This window comes from Blautia sp. MSK.20.85, assembly GCF_013317245.1.
Lineage (GTDB): Bacteria > Bacillota > Clostridia > Lachnospirales > Lachnospiraceae > Blautia_A.
The window spans coordinates 1-16,567 of record NZ_JAAIUN010000031.1; the positions used below are offsets into that span (position 1 = coordinate 1).

Sequence of the window (16,567 nt, forward strand, 5' to 3'; positions counted from 1 at the left end):
TTCTTCAGATAATCTCTGCGAAGAAAACCATACTTGCCAAGTTGCTCCATCTGCTCACCGGATTTATAGGTGAGATTCGGAATCAGGTATCCATTTAGATTCGTATACGTTAATTTCATTTTATTAGCACTCTCCATTTCTCATCGTTTTTTGACCACAAATTTACGACATTTACGACAAATCTGACACTGCTTTACAATACCAGACAAAATGACTGATGCCCCGGAAAGCCTGTAAAACAGGCACTTCTAGGATACACAAGACAGGACAAAAATCGACTTCCATTATCAAGAGGTGAGTGCTAGTTTTTTGTGAAGATTTTGTGAGCCGTAAAATGAAAAACTAATTTCCACCTTTAGCCCTTTATGTTCTTTTGTTGGAAGGTGTTTCTTTACGAGCTCAAGTTTCAACTCCTTACTATACTGTTTCCTAGCCATAAAAATATGCTCCTCATATGATAGATTTTGGGATATTTCCATTGTCTACCATATGGGGAGCATATCAATCCAACGGTTTTCAGTGCTTTTTTCATATTACTTTATTGAATATCCCTCATTCTGCCTATATAAGTGAAACTTAGCGAAACTTAAATTAAATCTCTTTCAGACAATTCAATTTGGATATTCACCAACTGTGGATTATTTCTCAGTGCACCAGTTTCCAACTTACCGCCTGCTGCCTTGCATCCACAAATCTCTTATAAATACCTTCCTGTTTCATTAATTGCTCATGTGTTCCCTGCTGTGCAATTCTTCCTTTTTCAACAACCACAATCTGGTCTGCATGTCTGACTGTTTTTAATCTGTGGGCAATCATAATAATCGTTTTTTCCTTTGTAAGTGCATCTACTGCATCCATCAGCTCCTTTTCATTCTCCGGATCAACATTTGCCGTTGCTTCATCCAATATGACGATTGGCGCATCCTTCATAATCGCTCTGGCTATCGAAATACGCTGCTTCTCACCACCGGAAAGTGTGGCTCCTCCTTCTCCGATCACTGTGTCATATCCATTCGGAAGTTTGCTGATGAAATCATGACAACATGCTTTCTTCGCCGCTTCCATCACTTCCTCATGGCTTGCATCCTGACGTCCGAATTTAATATTATTCTCAATGGTATCTGCAAACAAATACACAGACTGAAATACAAATGAAAAATTACGCATCAGACTGTTCATACTATAGTCTTTTACATTCACGCCTCCAAGTGTCACTTCCCCTAAATCCACATCCCAGAATCTGGCAATCAGATTGCAAAGTGTTGATTTTCCTCCACCAGACGGTCCAACAATTGCTGTCGTCGTTTTCTGTGGGATAGAAAGTGATACATCATCAATAATCTTCCGTTTGTCATAGGAAAATGAAACGTTAGAAAGTCTGATATCGTAATTTTCCGGCTGTATTTCTTTACCGTCGATATCCATGGTATCCAGCTCCAATATTGCATTTGCTTTATCTACACATACGCTTACCACATGTAAAAGAGATGAATAATTCCCTGCACATTCCAGACTGGCATAAAGCATAAATGCTGAGATTGTCATACCAATTGCATAGACCGCACTCATAGTTCCATTAATATAAAAATATGCACTGCATGCTACGATTACCGCACCTGTGATTTTTGTTATGACGCTTTGCAGAAAATGATAAGGGACAAACAACATCTCCATCTTTGTATTAATCTTTTTGCATGCTTCATTTGCATCATTTAATCTTTTTGCCTGTTTTCCAAGCAGGTTGTATGATTTTACTTCTGATATTCCCTGCAGATACTCCAGGATCTGATTTACAAGCTCTGTATCACATACCACTTTTTGCTCTGAATCGTTTTTCCCTGTATTCTGCATCACAGCATTTACACCAAAGAAAATAATCACTCCTGCTGCAGCTGTCAGTCCGATTCTCCAGTCAAAAAGAAACAGCATAAGAATGATCATGGATGTTTCCAGAATTCCCTGCATGGTCAGCATAACCACTCTCGCAGCTACATCGCCAAGTATTTCCATTGTATTCGTCGTAATAGAAGAAATTTCCCCGATGCTGTTGGCATTAAAATATCCCATCGGCAGATAACGCAGATGCTCTGCAATCTTGATTCTCATAAAAGCACTCGCATTATATCCGCCTTCTGTCTGAAGCACTGTAGAGTATCTCTTACAGATGACATCAACTACAATTGCAATCACCATGATCGCAATTGAACCACCAATATATTTTCCTATTGGTTTTCCACTCAGCAAACCGATCAATATGTACATAATAGCCGGTATCTTCATTGCTGAAGCAAGCGCCTCTACGAGTCCGATCACTATCGACAGTTTAAATTTATTACCATTTTCCCTGCCTGAAAAACGAAAGAATTTTGCCAGAATTCCAAACATATCATTCTCCCTCCTTCACCGTATCTTTTACAGAAATATGGGCATCCCACATTTCCTTATAAAGCGGGCATGACACCAATAGTTCCTCATGTGTGCCATGTGCTGTTACATTTCCATCATTTACGACAAAAATCTGATCACTGTCCTTAATGGTAGATAGCCTGTGTGCAATTACGATCAGTGTCTTCCCTGCTACCAGTTTTGCGATAGAATTCTGCAGAATCGCCTCGTTTTCCGGATCCGTGTAAGCAGTTGCCTCATCAAGGATCACGATCGGAGCATCCTTCAGCATCGCTCTTGCAATCGAGATACGCTGTCTCTCGCCTCCTGACAGATGTCCTCCTGCACCCCCTACAACCGTATCAAATCCGTTCTCAAGCTGCATGATAAATTCATAGCATCCGCTTTTCTTTGTCACCTCGATGATCTGTTCATCTGTAGCCTCCGGATTTCCCTGTCTGATATTTTCACGTACCGTTTCATTGAACAGATAATTATCCTGTGCAACATATGCAATTTTCCGATTAAAATCTGCAAGCGACATTTCTTTGACATCAACTCCACCGATTTTAATACTTCCGGAATCCACATCCCACAAGGACGCAATCAGCTTTGCGATGGTCGACTTGCCGCTTCCGGAAGGTCCTACGATTGCATTTACCGTTCCTGCTTTCAGCTCCATAGTTACTCCATGCAGAATCTCTTTGTCGTGATAACCAAATCTGACTTTTTCAAGCGTAACGGAATTATCTTTGGGAGCTCTTTCACTTTTCTCCGGACGTTCAAGCTCCGGCTGTTCCAGAATTCCCGCCACTTCACCGACGATTACTCCAATTTTTCCAAGATCATCTGTGTAAGATCCCACTGTAATCAACGGTCCAACGATTCCAAGTGATAAAATAATACAGATGACAAAATCAGGAACCGCAAGTGTTCCATTCGCTACATAATGTGCCCCCAACGGCAATACCGTAAGAAGCGTATAAGGTGTGACCACCATCATCAGTCCATGAAAAATCGAGCACCGTTTCATCCAGGAAATAAAGGAATCCGCATATTCAAAAGCCGCCTTTGTAAATTTGGCATAAGAACTTTCTGTCTTTCCAAATGCCTTGATTACTTCAATCCCGTCAATATATTCCACTGCCGCATCATTCAGATCTTTTGTTGTCTGAACTGTTCTTTCAAAACTTGGCTTATAATCCAGCATCATTCCAAAATAAGAGAAAAGTCCAACGATAACTGGAACCAAAGACCAAAGTGCCAGTCTCCAGTCTGTCAGAAAGAAATAAATTAAAATCACAACCGGCGCCAGCAGATTGGACGTGAATTCCGGGACAATATGCGCCAGTGTTGTCTCGATACTGTCGATTCTTTCCACCATGATATTCTTAAATGTGCCGGAGGATGTATCCTTTACATAACCAAGAGGTACCCGTACCAGTTTGTCACAGCAGGATTTTCTTATATTTGCGAGTACTGCAAACGTCGCTTTATGCGACAATGCTGTCGAGAGTGAATGAAGCAATTCTGCAATGATAAACGACAATGCAATCAGAACCGCTTTTGCAAGATATGTTTTAAACTCCTTTTCACCATTTAAAAACAGCTTTACTACATCTGCAATAATAAAATACGGCAAAATCTTAAAAATCACATTTCCTATTGCAAGTAACACACTCCACACATAGGCAATTCTTTTTTGTCCGGCCCACGTCAGGATCCAGCTGACTGCCGACTTCTTTTTTTCTTTCATATCCATTCACTCCTTACTTTCGTTTTATTGTTATTTTTGTTAGTTCTATCTAACTTATGTATAATAAAACAGGCGGCCTATTGGCACCAGCCACCTGATATTATTATCCTGTCGGATTCTCGTTCAGAAATCCAGAACATGCAACACATACATTCTATTCCGGATTCTTACATCAGTTATACCGGAAACTCAATATTCCACAATCGTTCCCAGCCACCTGTATTGAATTCTTTCAGCTGATGCACATTTTTCTTTGCAGTCTCTCTATCTATATCATGCTCAATGATCTGAAATACTGATGAAAAAAATCCCGTATAGATCATATGCATAAGGCTTTCCTCTACAATCGGTATTTTCACACCGTTCTCTTTCATCTTTTCCATATATTTCAGGCTGGACTTCATTTCCCGCTCTACCATATTGTGTATGAATAGTTCAAATTTTCCACTGTCTCCGCATTTCAACAATAATCTGAAATTATCATAATGATCATAAATATAATCAACCATCTGCTCCATCCCATCACTGGATGTATCCGACATATTCCTTGTCTGATCACTGGCAGAAAGCTTTTCAAATTCCTCAACGATCTGATCATATATCTGATAAATGTGTTCCATATAGGGATCCGTCAGCGCATCAAAAAGCGCCTCTTTCGTCGGATAATACTTGTAAAATGCACCAGTAGTAAGTCCTGCATCTTTTACAATGTTTCTTAAAGATGCTCCGGTCAGACCATCTTTCAGGAAATGTTTTCTGGCTGTATTTAATATATTTTTTTGTGTATCTTCTGCTTTTGTTGACATTCTTTTCGTATCCTCTAAAGTTCTTTTCAAAAATATAGCAGTGCTATATAGCACTGTTATATTTTAACTCATTACAGGAATTTGTCAAGTCTGCTGTTTAGATTTTTTATTTTCCCTTGTATTCAGTTTCCACTTAGCAGATACATTCTCATTTTATAAGTCTTTCACAAAGACCTTCTTTCAAAATACAACTTCCGATAATCTATCTGTCTCAATAATTGTTTCGAGCATACTCTCCGGAAAAACGAAATGGGTCGCATGCTCGTAAATAACAGACTCCACCCTGCATGTGTGTGGATCGTCCACGTAGGAATCATCCATTGCAGACTGCAGACTTTGCAATCTGATAGATTGGACCTGTTTCCGGGAGAAACTGCTACCTTATCTTCATAGTCTCCTGCAAATCTACATTGTACCAGCGCAGATATTTTCCCTTCATACGATAACATCTGGTGTCCAGTCCGCATGGCCTACAGGAAAGGTCTTCGGTCAGGTGCCCACAAACATGAACAGCAACAGATAGAAGCAAGTATCTGGGAACAGATTGACAGTGGTAATGAAAATGACTATATTCACTTCCATCTTCGAAAAGCTAACGGAACTTATTTTTCTGTGCTTGATCATGGAAGAATTGTAGAGAGTCCGCAATACGGAAAAGTATTTTACGTATTGTTCATGGATTGGGAAGATATGCATATTCGTTACAGTCTATAATGGGGACGGTGTTTATGGCTTTTTTACTGTCCCCAGTGACACCCCATTAGATATCGAAATTCAGCCTTAGTATAAATCTGCACATTCAACAATACAGCTTTGCAAGCAGACTTTTGGCGGTTATTCCCTATTACTATTACAAAATGTATATGCGTATTTTTATGTAATGCACGAATCCAAATATAAAGAACCTATTCATAACACGAACGGGAATAGAAAATCAAAAAGCAACCATTCTACATGATGGATATACAGTGATAACTCCTTATATTTTCGGAAATCGGAAAATAAAACTCGTTCCGATACCTTCGATACTTTCGACGTGAATGGTTCCATTGTGGAGATTTACAATCCAGCGCACCATAGAAAGGCCGAGTCCGGTACCGCCATTTTCTCTGGAACGGCTTTTGTCTATGCGATAGAAACGCTCCCAAATTCTGTCCAGGTGTTCCTCACTTATTCCAATACCATCATCTTTTACTTCACCGACAATCTGGTCATTTTCGACCTTCAGGATAACATGGATATGTCCATTTATTTTTCCGTAATTGATGGCATTGGTTATTAAATTTATCATCATACGCAAAATCAATGTCTGGTCGCCGTTCATAAATAAGTCATCCTGCTTTTGCAGGGTGATCTCGATATTTTTTTCCTGTGCTTTTGTCTGCAGTTCTTCTATTACAAGTTCGCTTAATAATCCAAAATCCAGTTTTTCCATCAGATGCTGCTCATCCTGTTCGTTTCTGGCGATCATTAACATTTCGCTTGTCAGCTTTGACATTCGTTTTGCCTGCCTTAAGATGACTGCAATCTCTTCCTTATCTTCCGCAGATAAGTTTTCATTTTCCAATAAGTACTCACACTGGGAAATGATAACAGCAACGGGAGTCCGCAGTTCATGAGATACGTCTGATGTGAATTGACGTTCCTTCTCAAACGAAAATTCCAAGCGCTCGAACATTCCGTTAAATTTCTCCGACAATTCGTATAATTCATCTTTTGCTTTTGGCAGAGACAATCGTTTGGAAAGATCTTTTCCATTGCTGATGTTTTCAACTTCATCGCAGATAAGATCCACCTGTCTCAATGCACGCTTGATCATAAAATATCCGATGGCTCCGATCAGAATAATGAGTAATGGGAATACAATCAACAGCATTTTCTCGGATGTCTGCATGAAAAGTTCTATAGAATGTACGGAGGTAATTCCTCGTACCCACATTTCCTCATCATCACCGTAAGTGTAAACGCTGTCATATATCATCCATTTTCGATTTGATCCGGTTATCATTCGCGGTGTATTCGACTTGAGGATAGTTTCTTCTGGAAATTGGGTTGGAATCGTTCCATAAAGTAAGCGTCCGTTTTTGTCATAAATACAAAACATAATACCGTCATCGTAAAATTCGGTATCGCCGTCAAGATAAAAGGAATCATCCTGAAAATTAATATTTGAAGAGAAACCAGTCACTGCGGCACTGATTTCTTCTTCTGTCGCAGAAATTCCAACCTTATCCACAAAAAGAAGGACGAGAACTAAAATAGTCCCAAGAACTACGGCAATGATTCCGGTGTACCATAGCGTAATTTTTTTCTTGATCGTCAGCTGTTTCATTCGTTTTCCTTCATTACATATCCGACACCGCGAACAGTGTGGATGAGTTTTTGTTCATATTGTGCATCGATTTTTTTTCGCAAATAGCGAATGTATACGTCGATCACATTGGAACCACCTTCAAAATCAAAGTCCCACGCATTCTGTTCAATCTGCTGTCTTGTCATTACGATATTTTTGTTGCGCATAAGACATTCCAGAACCATAAATTCTTTTGCAGAAAGATCAATTTCATTTCCGGCTCTTGTTACCTTTCTTGTGTCACGATCCAGAATAAGATCTGCTATTTTTAGTTGATTGGATGTAAATTGTGGCTTTCTACGCATCATGACACGGATTCTTGCAAGCAGTTCTTCAAATGCAAATGGTTTGATCAGGTAATCATCGGCACCAAGATCCAGTCCTTTGACACGATCTTCAATGCTGTCTTTTGCTGTCAGTAACAGAACCGGTGTATCATCTTCTCGTTGCCTTAATTCTCTTAAGATTTCATATCCGTCCTTTCCCGGCAACATGATATCAAGAATAATACCATCGTAGGAAGTCATATCGATATAATCCATCGCTTCCAGACCATCCCCACAGGCATCTACACTGTAATGTTCCTTGACAAGCCTTTTTTTGACAATGTTTCTTAAATCATTCTCGTCTTCTACAATCAGTAATCTCATAATGTAATTATTATAATACCAATCATTTTCGTGTGCTAGAGTTCTTTTTTTCATTTTTTGAAATTACTATTTGTTTTAATCTTTTTTTAATCTTCCCCCTATATGATACATATAACAGCAAAAACAAAACATCCAAGAGACGGAAGGAGAACACGTTATGAAAAAAATATTAGTAGTTTTATTATCTCTCACATTAATATTTGCTTTTACAGGATGCACTTCATTCAATAATGGAGCAGCAGAAGATATAGAAATTAAGACACAGGAAGTTGTAACATCAAATACAGATGACAATGATGATAATATCAGTAACACAGAAAACGCAGTAGAGAATGCGAACGAAAAGGATTATGATTTCTCTTCTTATGAAAACGATATCCGTAATATAACAAAAAGTGTAAACAATGCAAAAACATCTACAAATGCATCTGAGAATCACGAACAATTCTACGCTTTGAAAAAACAGGTAGACGCAGTTGATGGCGAACTGGATAAACTTGATGATGAATTTGAGTATGCTTACCAGATGAAAGAGATTAGCTTCGAGATATACAAAGCGAGAGAACGCGCGATTGAAAAACTGGAAGATGAACTGGAATTAGCCGAAGAAGCGCTGGAAAACAAATACGGCATTGATGATTAATTCCATCTGGGCTACAAGAATGTGGCAGAACTTTCTTAATTTCTAAAAAAGCAACAAGACAATGCAAAATCTCGAGACAAAAGTGCCACACCCCTTACAGGGCTTGTGGCACTTTTTTAACTAATCAACTGTCAAAGATGAGATTATAACGTGTATGGTGTCGGATGTTTCTTGCTGCCTGAAATGCCAGTTTCATAAAAATCCCAGAACCAACTGGCAACATCGTCCTTAACATACTCTCCGGAAAAACGAAATGGGTTCCATGCTCATAAATAACATACTCCAGCCTGCATGTGTGTGGATGTTCTTTCATACGCTGCTTCATACGTCGGATATATTTTGCAGTATCCCACAACACATCATCTTCAGCGCCAATTAACAATAATGTTCCATAAATTTTTTCAATCTTGATCATTTCTTCTTCTGTAATTGCATGAACTGCTTCCGAATCATCAAACAGTTTTCTCGAATTAATCATATCACCGGTCCGTTTTGTTTCTTTCTTAATCACATGCCAGTAATCCGGATGTTTGTAGCAAAATGGCATATACGGAAGGGGTTCTCCTTTGTAAGAAAAAAGAGATTCTCCTTCAATCGGCCATTCCTTACAGCCATCTTTTTTGCCCTGCATAAACCCCTGCCAGATAAAATCACTCGGTGTCAGACCTATCGTTAATGTAATATCCTCAAAATAAGAAGCGGCAGTCAATGCAAGTGTTCCTGTAGTAGATGCCCCGACAATTCCTATCTTCTGATTACTATTCATTTTTAACCAATTGATTGCTTTCTCTATACGTTCCAATGGATAATTATGATGTCCATAATCCTTTTTTCCAGGTGACATCGTCATCACATTTACGCCGAGTTTATGTAGCCATTTCACGGATGTACGCGCCAGATAATCCTCTGGATCATCTCCGATCATTGCTATCATTGCACAGTCTGAGCCTGTTTTACATTTCCAATATGCTCCATAAAATCCATCTGTTTCCACATCAAAATGTCTTTTCTTCATTTGTATCATCTCCTTAATATCGGCCACGTTTCTCCAAAACTATTATTTTATTTGAGATATTCCGAACAGCCGGAATCTTACCTATTACACAATAAACAGGCATAAGCTCTTTCATTCCTTCAACAAGACTGACTTCCTGCCGAACAGAAAATGCCGGTATGATTCTTTGCAGCTCCTTTCTGTTCTTAACTCCCCATGTGAATTTTGCATTGCTTCCCTCTATGGATTTCTCTTTCATATGCTTTACAACAAAGGGTGACATGGTTTCGACCATTACTGTAACTTTCTGAAATGATTTATCAATAATAGAAAACATCTTCCTGATATCTTTCTCATACAAATACATTGTAAGTCCTTCGATTATTACCAGAATATTCTTACCGTGATAATCGATATCATCTATGTAGGAATCATCCATTGCAGACTTTGCAATCTGATACACCAGATCAGTTTCGGTAAGGAACTGGCTCCTTATTTTCATTGTTTCCGGAAGGTCTACATTATACCAGCGCAGATATTTTCCCTTCATCCGGTAGCATCTGGTATCCAGTCCGCATGCAATATTTACGACAACTGTATTTTCATGCTTCTTCAAATATTGCTCAACCATCCGGTCTAATACAATTGTTCTTGCAATCACACCATAGTTCATAGCGTTATCTTTATCTGCCATAGAAAAGTCATAGTCCAGCTTTTCCACAAGTTCTACTGCAATCTCATCTTTGATCTTTGCATTTTGTTTCTTTTGCTCTTGCATACAGGGTCTGTACCATCGTTTCCGGCACACCTGTCACATTCACTTTTTCTTTCATTATCTGTCGCCTTCCACTGCCTTTCTTACTTCTTCCACCCACTCTGCACTATGACAGCAAAACAGTTCTTCATGCTGCATGTTATGTCTCCGAATATCCGGATTTTTAAAATAAGTACAATATCTCTTTTCATATTTTCTGCCCATCTTTGTTGCGTAAAACACGTGTATCGTAGTTCCCGGCACATCAATTCCATGCTGGACTTTCGTAACCAGATCAGAATAAAACTGATTATAAACACTCTGTTTCGTAATCCATGGATTTCCTCCCTGCTCAATGCCGAACATATTTAAAAATCCATCAATCATTTCTTTCTTTGATTTATCTGCTTCATTTATTTTCTTTTGCATAAATTTAGACAATTTACCAGTATGCACCATTTTATACATAATCGGCACAACTACAGATGACTGAATTTTTGCCATAAACTGACCAGCTTCATCCATATCACTGCTCCCAATGATGCCATGATCTATATGAATTCTTTTTCGCTGAATCAAAAGGGATACAAAACTTCCTCCAAGGGAACACCCATACGCTGCTTTAATTCTTCCATCATACTTTTTCTTGATTTCCTGCTCAATCTTTTCGCATTCATCTTCCATTGAATAAAATTCTGTTTTCTCATTTGGATCAAATCCATCATAAGAAACTGTTACCGTGTAAAAATAAGAATGTAATCTATCCAGTATATGATCAAAGCTACTATACAGGCAACAGGTACCAGGAAATAAAAATATCACTGGTTTACTACTGTCTCCACTTTCATAAAATTTCATATCTGGCCTCCTTTAGTTTTTTCATATAAGCATAAAATTGCTTATGCAGCTCCCTCATTTCATCTGGTGCCTTCCTGGCATGTTGATACATAAATTTATCTCCGAAGCTACTTTCGAATGTAACAGCAAGCATAATCGTCATAATTGGCAGTGGTAAAAAACGAAAAATATTCATTTTACAAGGTGACAGCCTACCTGCCTGTTTTCGCAAAAAGCTAAAATTTCTTTTCAATTTTTTTGCTGTTTTCTTCATAATCTTCCAGTCTTTTCCCGCTCTTTCCGGGCAATCTGCTTCGTAATATGCATCTGCAATCGGCACCACCATGGCAAGATGACATAATTGCCACATATGCATATCCACTACTTTCTGATATGGTATATGAGCATGCCTCAATATCTTCGAAAAATGCTTTGTCTTTTCGGATTTATTTCCTGATATTTCTGCAAATGTTGTCGGTTGAATCATTCTTGGAGTGAGTGCTGCATCAAGGATACCATCATTATTTATACTTCCGCCCGCTCCTGGAAAAGCAGGCAATATTCTCCCTTTTCCAACAATATCTTCCCATTTTTTATAACTGTCCAATGAATTTACCATTGTAACAATTATATTACTTTTATTATTTTTTAATTCAGCAAATGCTTCATATAGCTGATTTTCCCTGACAGTTAGCAAAATAAAATCGTAAGCATCATTATCTGACAATTCTCCAAGAATCGTGGCTTCTGCCCGCCTTATCTTCTGGTTTTTCTTATAAAGCAGTCCATTTTTCTTTAAAAACTCAAGTCTTTTACCTCTGGCATAAATACTCGTATCATAACCAGTTTCTGCAAATAAGACCGCATACAAGGATCCAATCACACCTGCACCATAAATCAATATTCTCATAGAAATCCGTCCTCTTTTTCATTTTCAAAAAAACTGCCAGTGTTCATGTTAGTAATATCTAACTCTTATTTTCTAAAAAACCGTGTGAAAACAAAACTGTAATTCCACACGGTTTCTTTTCTTATGCATTCAGTATATCACTTTTACCTGGTTAATCAACCAAATTTTGTTTTCATAATATTTAAAATTTCATGTTCATACGCATTATATTCACTGCACTTGCATATTGTAATTCCAGTCATCTGGCAAACTTAACATCAACGATAATAGACCTTTCGCTTTCAATGTCAGATTCTTATTCTTGAAATGGTGATTACTCATTACCGTAAAATTCTTAGTTCTCTCTACACGAAAAATCTGTGCCATACTCCCATCCTCCTTTTCAGTTCAAAAGAAAAAGCGTAAGTAATATCTCTATCACTCACGCCTTCTCTAAACATTTTATTCTTTTTTCAATAAATTTTTAATCTGTCCAATTACCTGTTCAATCCTCAGTTACAAACTTCAACTTTGTTAAACATAAATCAATTCCTTGAGAATAATCTCTTCCGCAATTGTTCTGTGCTGATTGGCAGCTCTTACCCATGCCATTTGATCTGCTTCTTTATCCGGCAGTGGTTCTTTTTCTTCCAACTGTTTCAGAATCATTTCTTCCCGTTCTCTGGCTGCCTTATCTACTTCCAGAAGGTGTTCTCCAATGGTGTCCTGCAGAAGCATCACCTGATAGATTAAATTTCGATGGTTCTTCAGATAATCTCTGCGAAGAAAACCATACTTGCCAAGTTGCTCCATCTGCTCACCGGATTTATAGGTGAGATTCGGGATCAGATATCCATTTACATCCGTGTACGTTATTAAATAGGACATTCGCAATCCGCTTTCGCTACTTACTCATGAATGCTCTCATCACATTTTCTTTAATCCACTTTCACCATGAGGATTTCATTATTTACTACATTCTATAACAAGCTTCTCACATCTGTCATATCCAAGCTGTGAACTATTCAGACACAACGTATAATTACTGGCCTTTCCCCATTTCTGATCGGTATAAAAATTATAATTCGTCATACGCCTTTTATCTGTATCTGCCATCATTTTGACAGCTTCCTTCTCTCCTACATTATATAAACCCATAATACGCTGTGTTTTTTCCGGCATATCCCCATGGATAAATACATTCAGTACATCATCCCTATCTTTCAGAATATAATCTGCATTTCTTCCGATAATCACACAAGATTCCTTATCAGCCAGTTCTAAAATAACCTTTCTCTGTGCCTCATACACCATGTCTTCTACTGATTTTCCTGTGATATCACGTCCGGCAAATGCATATGCAAACAAGCCTTTTTTCGGAGACAGTTCCGCACTTTCCTGAATATATTCCGGAGATAAACCAGACTTTTCTGCGATCTCATTGATAATGTTTTTATCATAATAAGCGAGTCCCAATTTTTTCGCTAATTCTTCTCCGATAAAGCGTCCGCCGCTTCCAAATTCTCTACTGATCGTAATGATTCTTTTCACCATTTCCAGTTCCTCCTTAATTCAAAACATCTACTTTATTTTTTCTGATTCTCTTTAAAAATACATATCCTACAAAACAGGAAACTATTTCCGTAATCGGAAATGCCCACCAGATCAGTGAAACTCCCATCTGTACATTTCTGACAAGCATAGAAAAGATTCCAGCCAGCGGCAGGATAATAATAAGCTGTCTCAAAAGCGAAATAACCAGCGATTCCACACCACCATCCAGTGCCTGATAAATGCCCTGATAAGCAACATTGATTCCTGCGAACAGGAAACTTATAGAAATCACTCTCATTGCTCCGATAAAATATTCTCTCGACTGTCCCGCATTAAACAGCGTTGCAAATGCCCCAGGGAAAATCTCTGTGATTGCAATTCCCAGAATCATTAACACAATTGTATAGATCAGACCATATTTGATTCCATCCTGAATTCTCTTCTTACTTCTCATTCCATAAGCAAATGCAATGATTGGGGTGATTGCATCTCGCAGACCAAAAGCAAGAAACAAAACAAACTGCTGTACCTTATAGAACAGACCATAGGCCGTCTGTGCTGACGGATCGAACTTCAGGATCAGGTTCATTACATAAACCATAATGGACATCAGCGCCTGAGCAATGATTGCCGGAAGTCCGATTGCATAGATCTCCTTGATAATTTCGCCATCTGGCTTCATATATTTCGCCCCATGCTCGAATTCCTTATTTAATTTGATATGAAAAATGAACAGTAATACTGCTGACGCTACCTGTCCAATTACAGTTGCGTAGGCTGCGCCTTTCACTCCCATTTCCGGACAAGGTCCAATACCGTAGATCATGATCGGATCAAGGATGATATTTACAACCGCTCCAACCACCTGACCAATCGTGGAATAAAGAGAACGGCCTGTTGCCTGAAGTAACTTTTCAAATAGAGAAAAGAAAATAATACCAAAAGAAATCACGCAGCATATCCTCAGATAGCTGATTCCCATCTCAAGTACTTCTGTATCTACTGTCTGCGATGAAATATATGCTTTCACCCCAAAGATACCAAACAATAAGCAAACCACATAAATGATCACTCCCAGAAACAGACTGTTTCCTGCTACCTTTGCAGCTTTTTTACTGTCTCCCTGTCCAAGTGTCCTTGCAAGAAGTGCATTGGTTCCTACACCGGTTCCGATCCCCACTGCCACCATAAGCATCTGCACCGGAAATACCAGTGTCAAAGCATTTAGTGCTGTCTCACTGCCTGCTTTCATATTTCCCACAAATGCACTGTCTACAATGTTATAGACTGCCTGCAATGCCATAGATAGGATCATCGGGATTCCCATTTGGACCATCAGCTTATTTACCGGCATCTCCTTCATCTTGTTGCTTTCCGCCATTTTGTTTTAACTCCTTTCTTTTTAGCACAAAAAAAGTGCGCACCTTGTCATATAAGCTGGACTTACGCTGACACGCTACACACTTTTTCATGGCGATATTCATTTTTACAAAATGAAAACGAGTAGCCGGTAAACTGGATTTACGCTTACTTGCTACTCGTTTCTTGTAATTATATTGCCTCTTTTTCAAAAAGTCAAACAAAATTTTTCTTACATTGCCGCAACCAACTTTCCCGCAGTAAGTGCAGCTCCATATGCAGCCTCTTCTTCATATTCAGGAATCTCCATCGGCATTTTGAACATTTCTTCTGCCAGTCTTCTCATCAGCGGGTTTCGGCGAATTCCGTTTCCGGAGCCAGTCAGGCGTGTGGCCTTTTTTCCGGTGAGCTGACACATCTGCTCATACTGCTCATGCAGTTCGTTAAGGATCCCACAGATCACACCGACCGTCAGTGCACCAGGATGAAAATTCTCTACACCGATCCCTGCGATCATGCCCCTGTGAGACGGATTACTTCTTGTCCCTGAAAAAGCTGTATCTACTTTCCATGCAGCTTCTTTTCCGTATTTTTCAATAAATTTTTCTGCCTGCTCCTGCATCCGGGAATACAGTCTTTCTTCAGTTTCTGCAGCTTCTCTGTAAAACTGTTCCAGCATCGCATACGCACGACCACCACACAGGGAAGCTCCCACGAGGATATAGCTGTTTTCGGTACAGGGGCGAAGCTCCACACTGCCGCTGCATTCTATAAACTTCTCTGTCACTAAGGAAACCTGGCTGCCGGTTCCTACATTCAGGAGCACGGTATCTTTAAGATTCCGGACGGAACCAAACAGACTCGCCTGATTGTCACCGATCGATCCCATTACCGGCACACCGGCTCTTGTTTCTCCGACTAAAAAATGTCCCTTTCTTACTTCCGGCAGATAAGAAGTATCTACGCCGGCCTGCTCCAGGGCTTCATACAGAAACTCCTGTTTTCGCAGGTCAAAGCAGCCCCAGCTTGCCGCCATGTCAAGTCCGATAACAGGGACAGTATTTTCACACAGCCGCATGGCAATATAATCACTGATCGTCGTCATCCTTACAGCATCCTTCGGGATCTGATCTTTCTTCTGAAGATAAAAATGTGTCACTAAACCATATCCGGACGCCGCCGCACCTACTCCCTGCAAAAGCTCTGCACAGGTTTTTCCGTTTTCCAGCGGAATCTCTCCGCTTCCATCCTGCCAGGTATAGAGAGGACTCACTGCCTTGCCGGAAGCATCCACATACAGCATTCCATGCATCTGCCCTGTAAACCCTATTCCATCTGGCAAACCATTCTCCTTCTGCTGCTTTATAAGAAACTCCCGGACGATCTCATAGATCCGTTCCGGATCCTGCAGCTTCTGTTCCGGCTTACTGCTCCGCAGAAAAGAATTATGCTCCACTGTTTCCTTTGCAAGCAGCTTTCCCGTTTCTGTGTCTGTCATTACGACACTGACTGTTGTTGTGCCGATATCAATCCCCATGATCTTCATCGTCTGTTTCCGTCCTTTTCTATGCTTTTTACTATAGAAAC

The 16,567-nt window shown here is 39.4% G+C and carries 17 protein-coding genes and 1 pseudogene; 2 read left to right on the forward strand and 16 right to left on the reverse strand.

What is annotated here, in order from left to right; genetic code table 11:
• The 5 genes from G5B12_RS18375 to G5B12_RS13760 all read right to left on the reverse strand — a co-directional run.
• The coding region (locus tag G5B12_RS18375) for a TnpV protein (protein ID WP_174088505.1) at positions 1–119 on the reverse strand (119 nt) is incomplete at its 3' end.
• A gap of 168 nt (positions 120–287) precedes the next feature.
• Positions 288–437, reverse strand: coding sequence for a hypothetical protein (locus G5B12_RS13745; RefSeq protein ID WP_021976399.1), 150 nt, complete (start codon positions 435–437; stop codon positions 288–290).
• Between the two features lie 208 nt (positions 438–645).
• Complete coding sequence (locus G5B12_RS13750) at positions 646–2,385, reverse strand: ABC transporter ATP-binding protein (protein WP_174088507.1); 1,740 nt, start codon at positions 2,383–2,385, stop codon at positions 646–648.
• 1 nt (position 2,386) lies between these two features.
• Positions 2,387–4,141: an ABC transporter ATP-binding protein gene (locus G5B12_RS13755; RefSeq protein ID WP_174088509.1), complete on the reverse strand. Its 1,755-nt coding sequence runs from the start codon at positions 4,139–4,141 to the stop codon at positions 2,387–2,389.
• 176 nt (positions 4,142–4,317) lie between these two features.
• A complete protein-coding gene (locus G5B12_RS13760; protein WP_118071236.1) occupies positions 4,318–4,947 on the reverse strand; it encodes a TetR/AcrR family transcriptional regulator in 630 nt (209 codons plus the stop codon).
• A gap of 465 nt (positions 4,948–5,412) precedes the next feature.
• On the opposite strand from G5B12_RS13760, the gene G5B12_RS13765 reads away from it, so the two are divergent.
• Positions 5,413–5,661: a PAS domain S-box protein gene (locus G5B12_RS13765; RefSeq protein WP_118071237.1), complete on the forward strand. Its 249-nt coding sequence runs from the start codon at positions 5,413–5,415 to the stop codon at positions 5,659–5,661.
• Positions 5,662–5,926: 265 nt separating this feature from the next.
• Here G5B12_RS13765 and G5B12_RS13770 read toward each other — a convergent pair whose 3' ends face one another.
• Positions 5,927–7,279, reverse strand: coding sequence for a sensor histidine kinase (locus G5B12_RS13770; RefSeq protein WP_174088511.1), 1,353 nt, complete (start codon positions 7,277–7,279; stop codon positions 5,927–5,929).
• Positions 7,276–7,950 (reverse strand): response regulator transcription factor, encoded by a 675-nt coding sequence (locus G5B12_RS13775; RefSeq protein ID WP_118071239.1) that lies wholly within the window; start codon positions 7,948–7,950, stop codon positions 7,276–7,278. The genes G5B12_RS13770 and G5B12_RS13775 overlap by 4 nt, the downstream gene beginning before the upstream one ends.
• 157 nt (positions 7,951–8,107) lie before the next feature.
• On the opposite strand from G5B12_RS13775, the gene G5B12_RS13780 reads away from it, so the two are divergent.
• Positions 8,108–8,593 carry an entericidin EcnA/B family protein gene (locus tag G5B12_RS13780; RefSeq protein WP_174088513.1) on the forward strand — a complete coding sequence of 162 codons (486 nt, stop codon included), beginning with the start codon at positions 8,108–8,110 and terminating at the stop codon, positions 8,591–8,593.
• A 124-nt stretch (positions 8,594–8,717) separates the two neighbouring features.
• On the opposite strand, the gene G5B12_RS13785 is transcribed toward G5B12_RS13780, so the two are convergent.
• The 9 genes and pseudogenes from G5B12_RS13785 to G5B12_RS13825 all read right to left on the reverse strand — a co-directional run bounded on the left by G5B12_RS13785 (position 8,718) and on the right by G5B12_RS13825 (position 16,526).
• Positions 8,718–9,608 carry an acyl-CoA thioester hydrolase/BAAT C-terminal domain-containing protein gene (locus G5B12_RS13785; protein ID WP_244096100.1) on the reverse strand — a complete coding sequence of 297 codons (891 nt, stop codon included), beginning with the start codon at positions 9,606–9,608 and terminating at the stop codon, positions 8,718–8,720.
• Between the two features lie 13 nt (positions 9,609–9,621).
• The gene (locus tag G5B12_RS13790; protein WP_174088515.1) at positions 9,622–10,365 is read right to left on the reverse strand and encodes a class I SAM-dependent methyltransferase; all 744 of its coding nucleotides are present in this window, start codon (positions 10,363–10,365) and stop codon (positions 9,622–9,624) included.
• Positions 10,366–10,419: 54 nt separating this feature from the next.
• Positions 10,420–11,199, reverse strand: a complete 780-nt coding sequence (locus tag G5B12_RS13795) for a hypothetical protein (RefSeq protein ID WP_174088517.1) — start codon at positions 11,197–11,199, stop codon at positions 10,420–10,422.
• On the reverse strand, positions 11,186–12,088 hold the full coding sequence (locus G5B12_RS13800; RefSeq protein ID WP_174088519.1) for a ketopantoate reductase family protein: 903 nt from the start codon (positions 12,086–12,088) through the stop codon (positions 11,186–11,188). Before G5B12_RS13800 ends, G5B12_RS13795 begins: the two co-directional genes overlap by 14 nt.
• A 228-nt stretch (positions 12,089–12,316) precedes the next feature.
• Positions 12,317–12,454: pseudogene (locus G5B12_RS13805) on the reverse strand (helix-turn-helix domain-containing protein); the annotation flags it as partial.
• A gap of 147 nt (positions 12,455–12,601) precedes the next feature.
• Positions 12,602–12,955: a TnpV protein gene (locus G5B12_RS13810; protein WP_174088521.1), complete on the reverse strand. Its 354-nt coding sequence runs from the start codon at positions 12,953–12,955 to the stop codon at positions 12,602–12,604.
• A gap of 78 nt (positions 12,956–13,033) precedes the next feature.
• Positions 13,034–13,621: a cytidylate kinase-like family protein gene (locus G5B12_RS13815; protein ID WP_174088523.1), complete on the reverse strand. Its 588-nt coding sequence runs from the start codon at positions 13,619–13,621 to the stop codon at positions 13,034–13,036.
• Between the two features lie 13 nt (positions 13,622–13,634).
• Positions 13,635–15,002 carry an MATE family efflux transporter gene (locus G5B12_RS13820; protein WP_174088525.1) on the reverse strand — a complete coding sequence of 456 codons (1,368 nt, stop codon included), beginning with the start codon at positions 15,000–15,002 and terminating at the stop codon, positions 13,635–13,637.
• 210 nt (positions 15,003–15,212) lie between these two features.
• Positions 15,213–16,526, reverse strand: a complete 1,314-nt coding sequence (locus tag G5B12_RS13825) for a sedoheptulokinase (RefSeq protein ID WP_174088527.1) — start codon at positions 16,524–16,526, stop codon at positions 15,213–15,215.
• Positions 16,527–16,567 lie beyond the last annotated feature (41 nt).

Coding starts and splice junctions, on each gene's coding strand:
- G5B12_RS13800 (WP_174088519.1), bottom strand. CDS start 12,088: ATGAGAATATTGATTTATGGTGCAGGTGTGATTGGATCCTTGTATGCG.
- G5B12_RS13780 (WP_174088513.1), top strand. CDS start 8,108: ATGAAAAAAATATTAGTAGTTTTATTATCTCTCACATTAATATTTGCT.
- G5B12_RS13770 (WP_174088511.1), bottom strand. CDS start 7,279: ATGAAACAGCTGACGATCAAGAAAAAAATTACGCTATGGTACACCGGA.
- G5B12_RS13795 (WP_174088517.1), bottom strand. CDS start 11,199: ATGAAATTTTATGAAAGTGGAGACAGTAGTAAACCAGTGATATTTTTA.
- G5B12_RS13755 (WP_174088509.1), bottom strand. CDS start 4,141: ATGAAAGAAAAAAAGAAGTCGGCAGTCAGCTGGATCCTGACGTGGGCC.
- G5B12_RS13790 (WP_174088515.1), bottom strand. CDS start 10,365: ATGCAAGAGCAAAAGAAACAAAATGCAAAGATCAAAGATGAGATTGCA.
- G5B12_RS13815 (WP_174088523.1), bottom strand. CDS start 13,621: ATGGTGAAAAGAATCATTACGATCAGTAGAGAATTTGGAAGCGGCGGA.
- G5B12_RS13825 (WP_174088527.1), bottom strand. CDS start 16,526: ATGAAGATCATGGGGATTGATATCGGCACAACAACAGTCAGTGTCGTA.
- G5B12_RS13810 (WP_174088521.1), bottom strand. CDS start 12,955: ATGTCCTATTTAATAACGTACACGGATGTAAATGGATATCTGATCCCG.
- G5B12_RS13765 (WP_118071237.1), top strand. CDS start 5,413: ATGGCCTACAGGAAAGGTCTTCGGTCAGGTGCCCACAAACATGAACAG.
- G5B12_RS13750 (WP_174088507.1), bottom strand. CDS start 2,385: ATGTTTGGAATTCTGGCAAAATTCTTTCGTTTTTCAGGCAGGGAAAAT.
- G5B12_RS13820 (WP_174088525.1), bottom strand. CDS start 15,002: ATGGCGGAAAGCAACAAGATGAAGGAGATGCCGGTAAATAAGCTGATG.
- G5B12_RS13760 (WP_118071236.1), bottom strand. CDS start 4,947: ATGTCAACAAAAGCAGAAGATACACAAAAAAATATATTAAATACAGCC.
- G5B12_RS13785 (WP_244096100.1), bottom strand. CDS start 9,608: ATGAAGAAAAGACATTTTGATGTGGAAACAGATGGATTTTATGGAGCA.
- G5B12_RS13775 (WP_118071239.1), bottom strand. CDS start 7,950: ATGAGATTACTGATTGTAGAAGACGAGAATGATTTAAGAAACATTGTC.
- G5B12_RS13745 (WP_021976399.1), bottom strand. CDS start 437: ATGGCTAGGAAACAGTATAGTAAGGAGTTGAAACTTGAGCTCGTAAAG.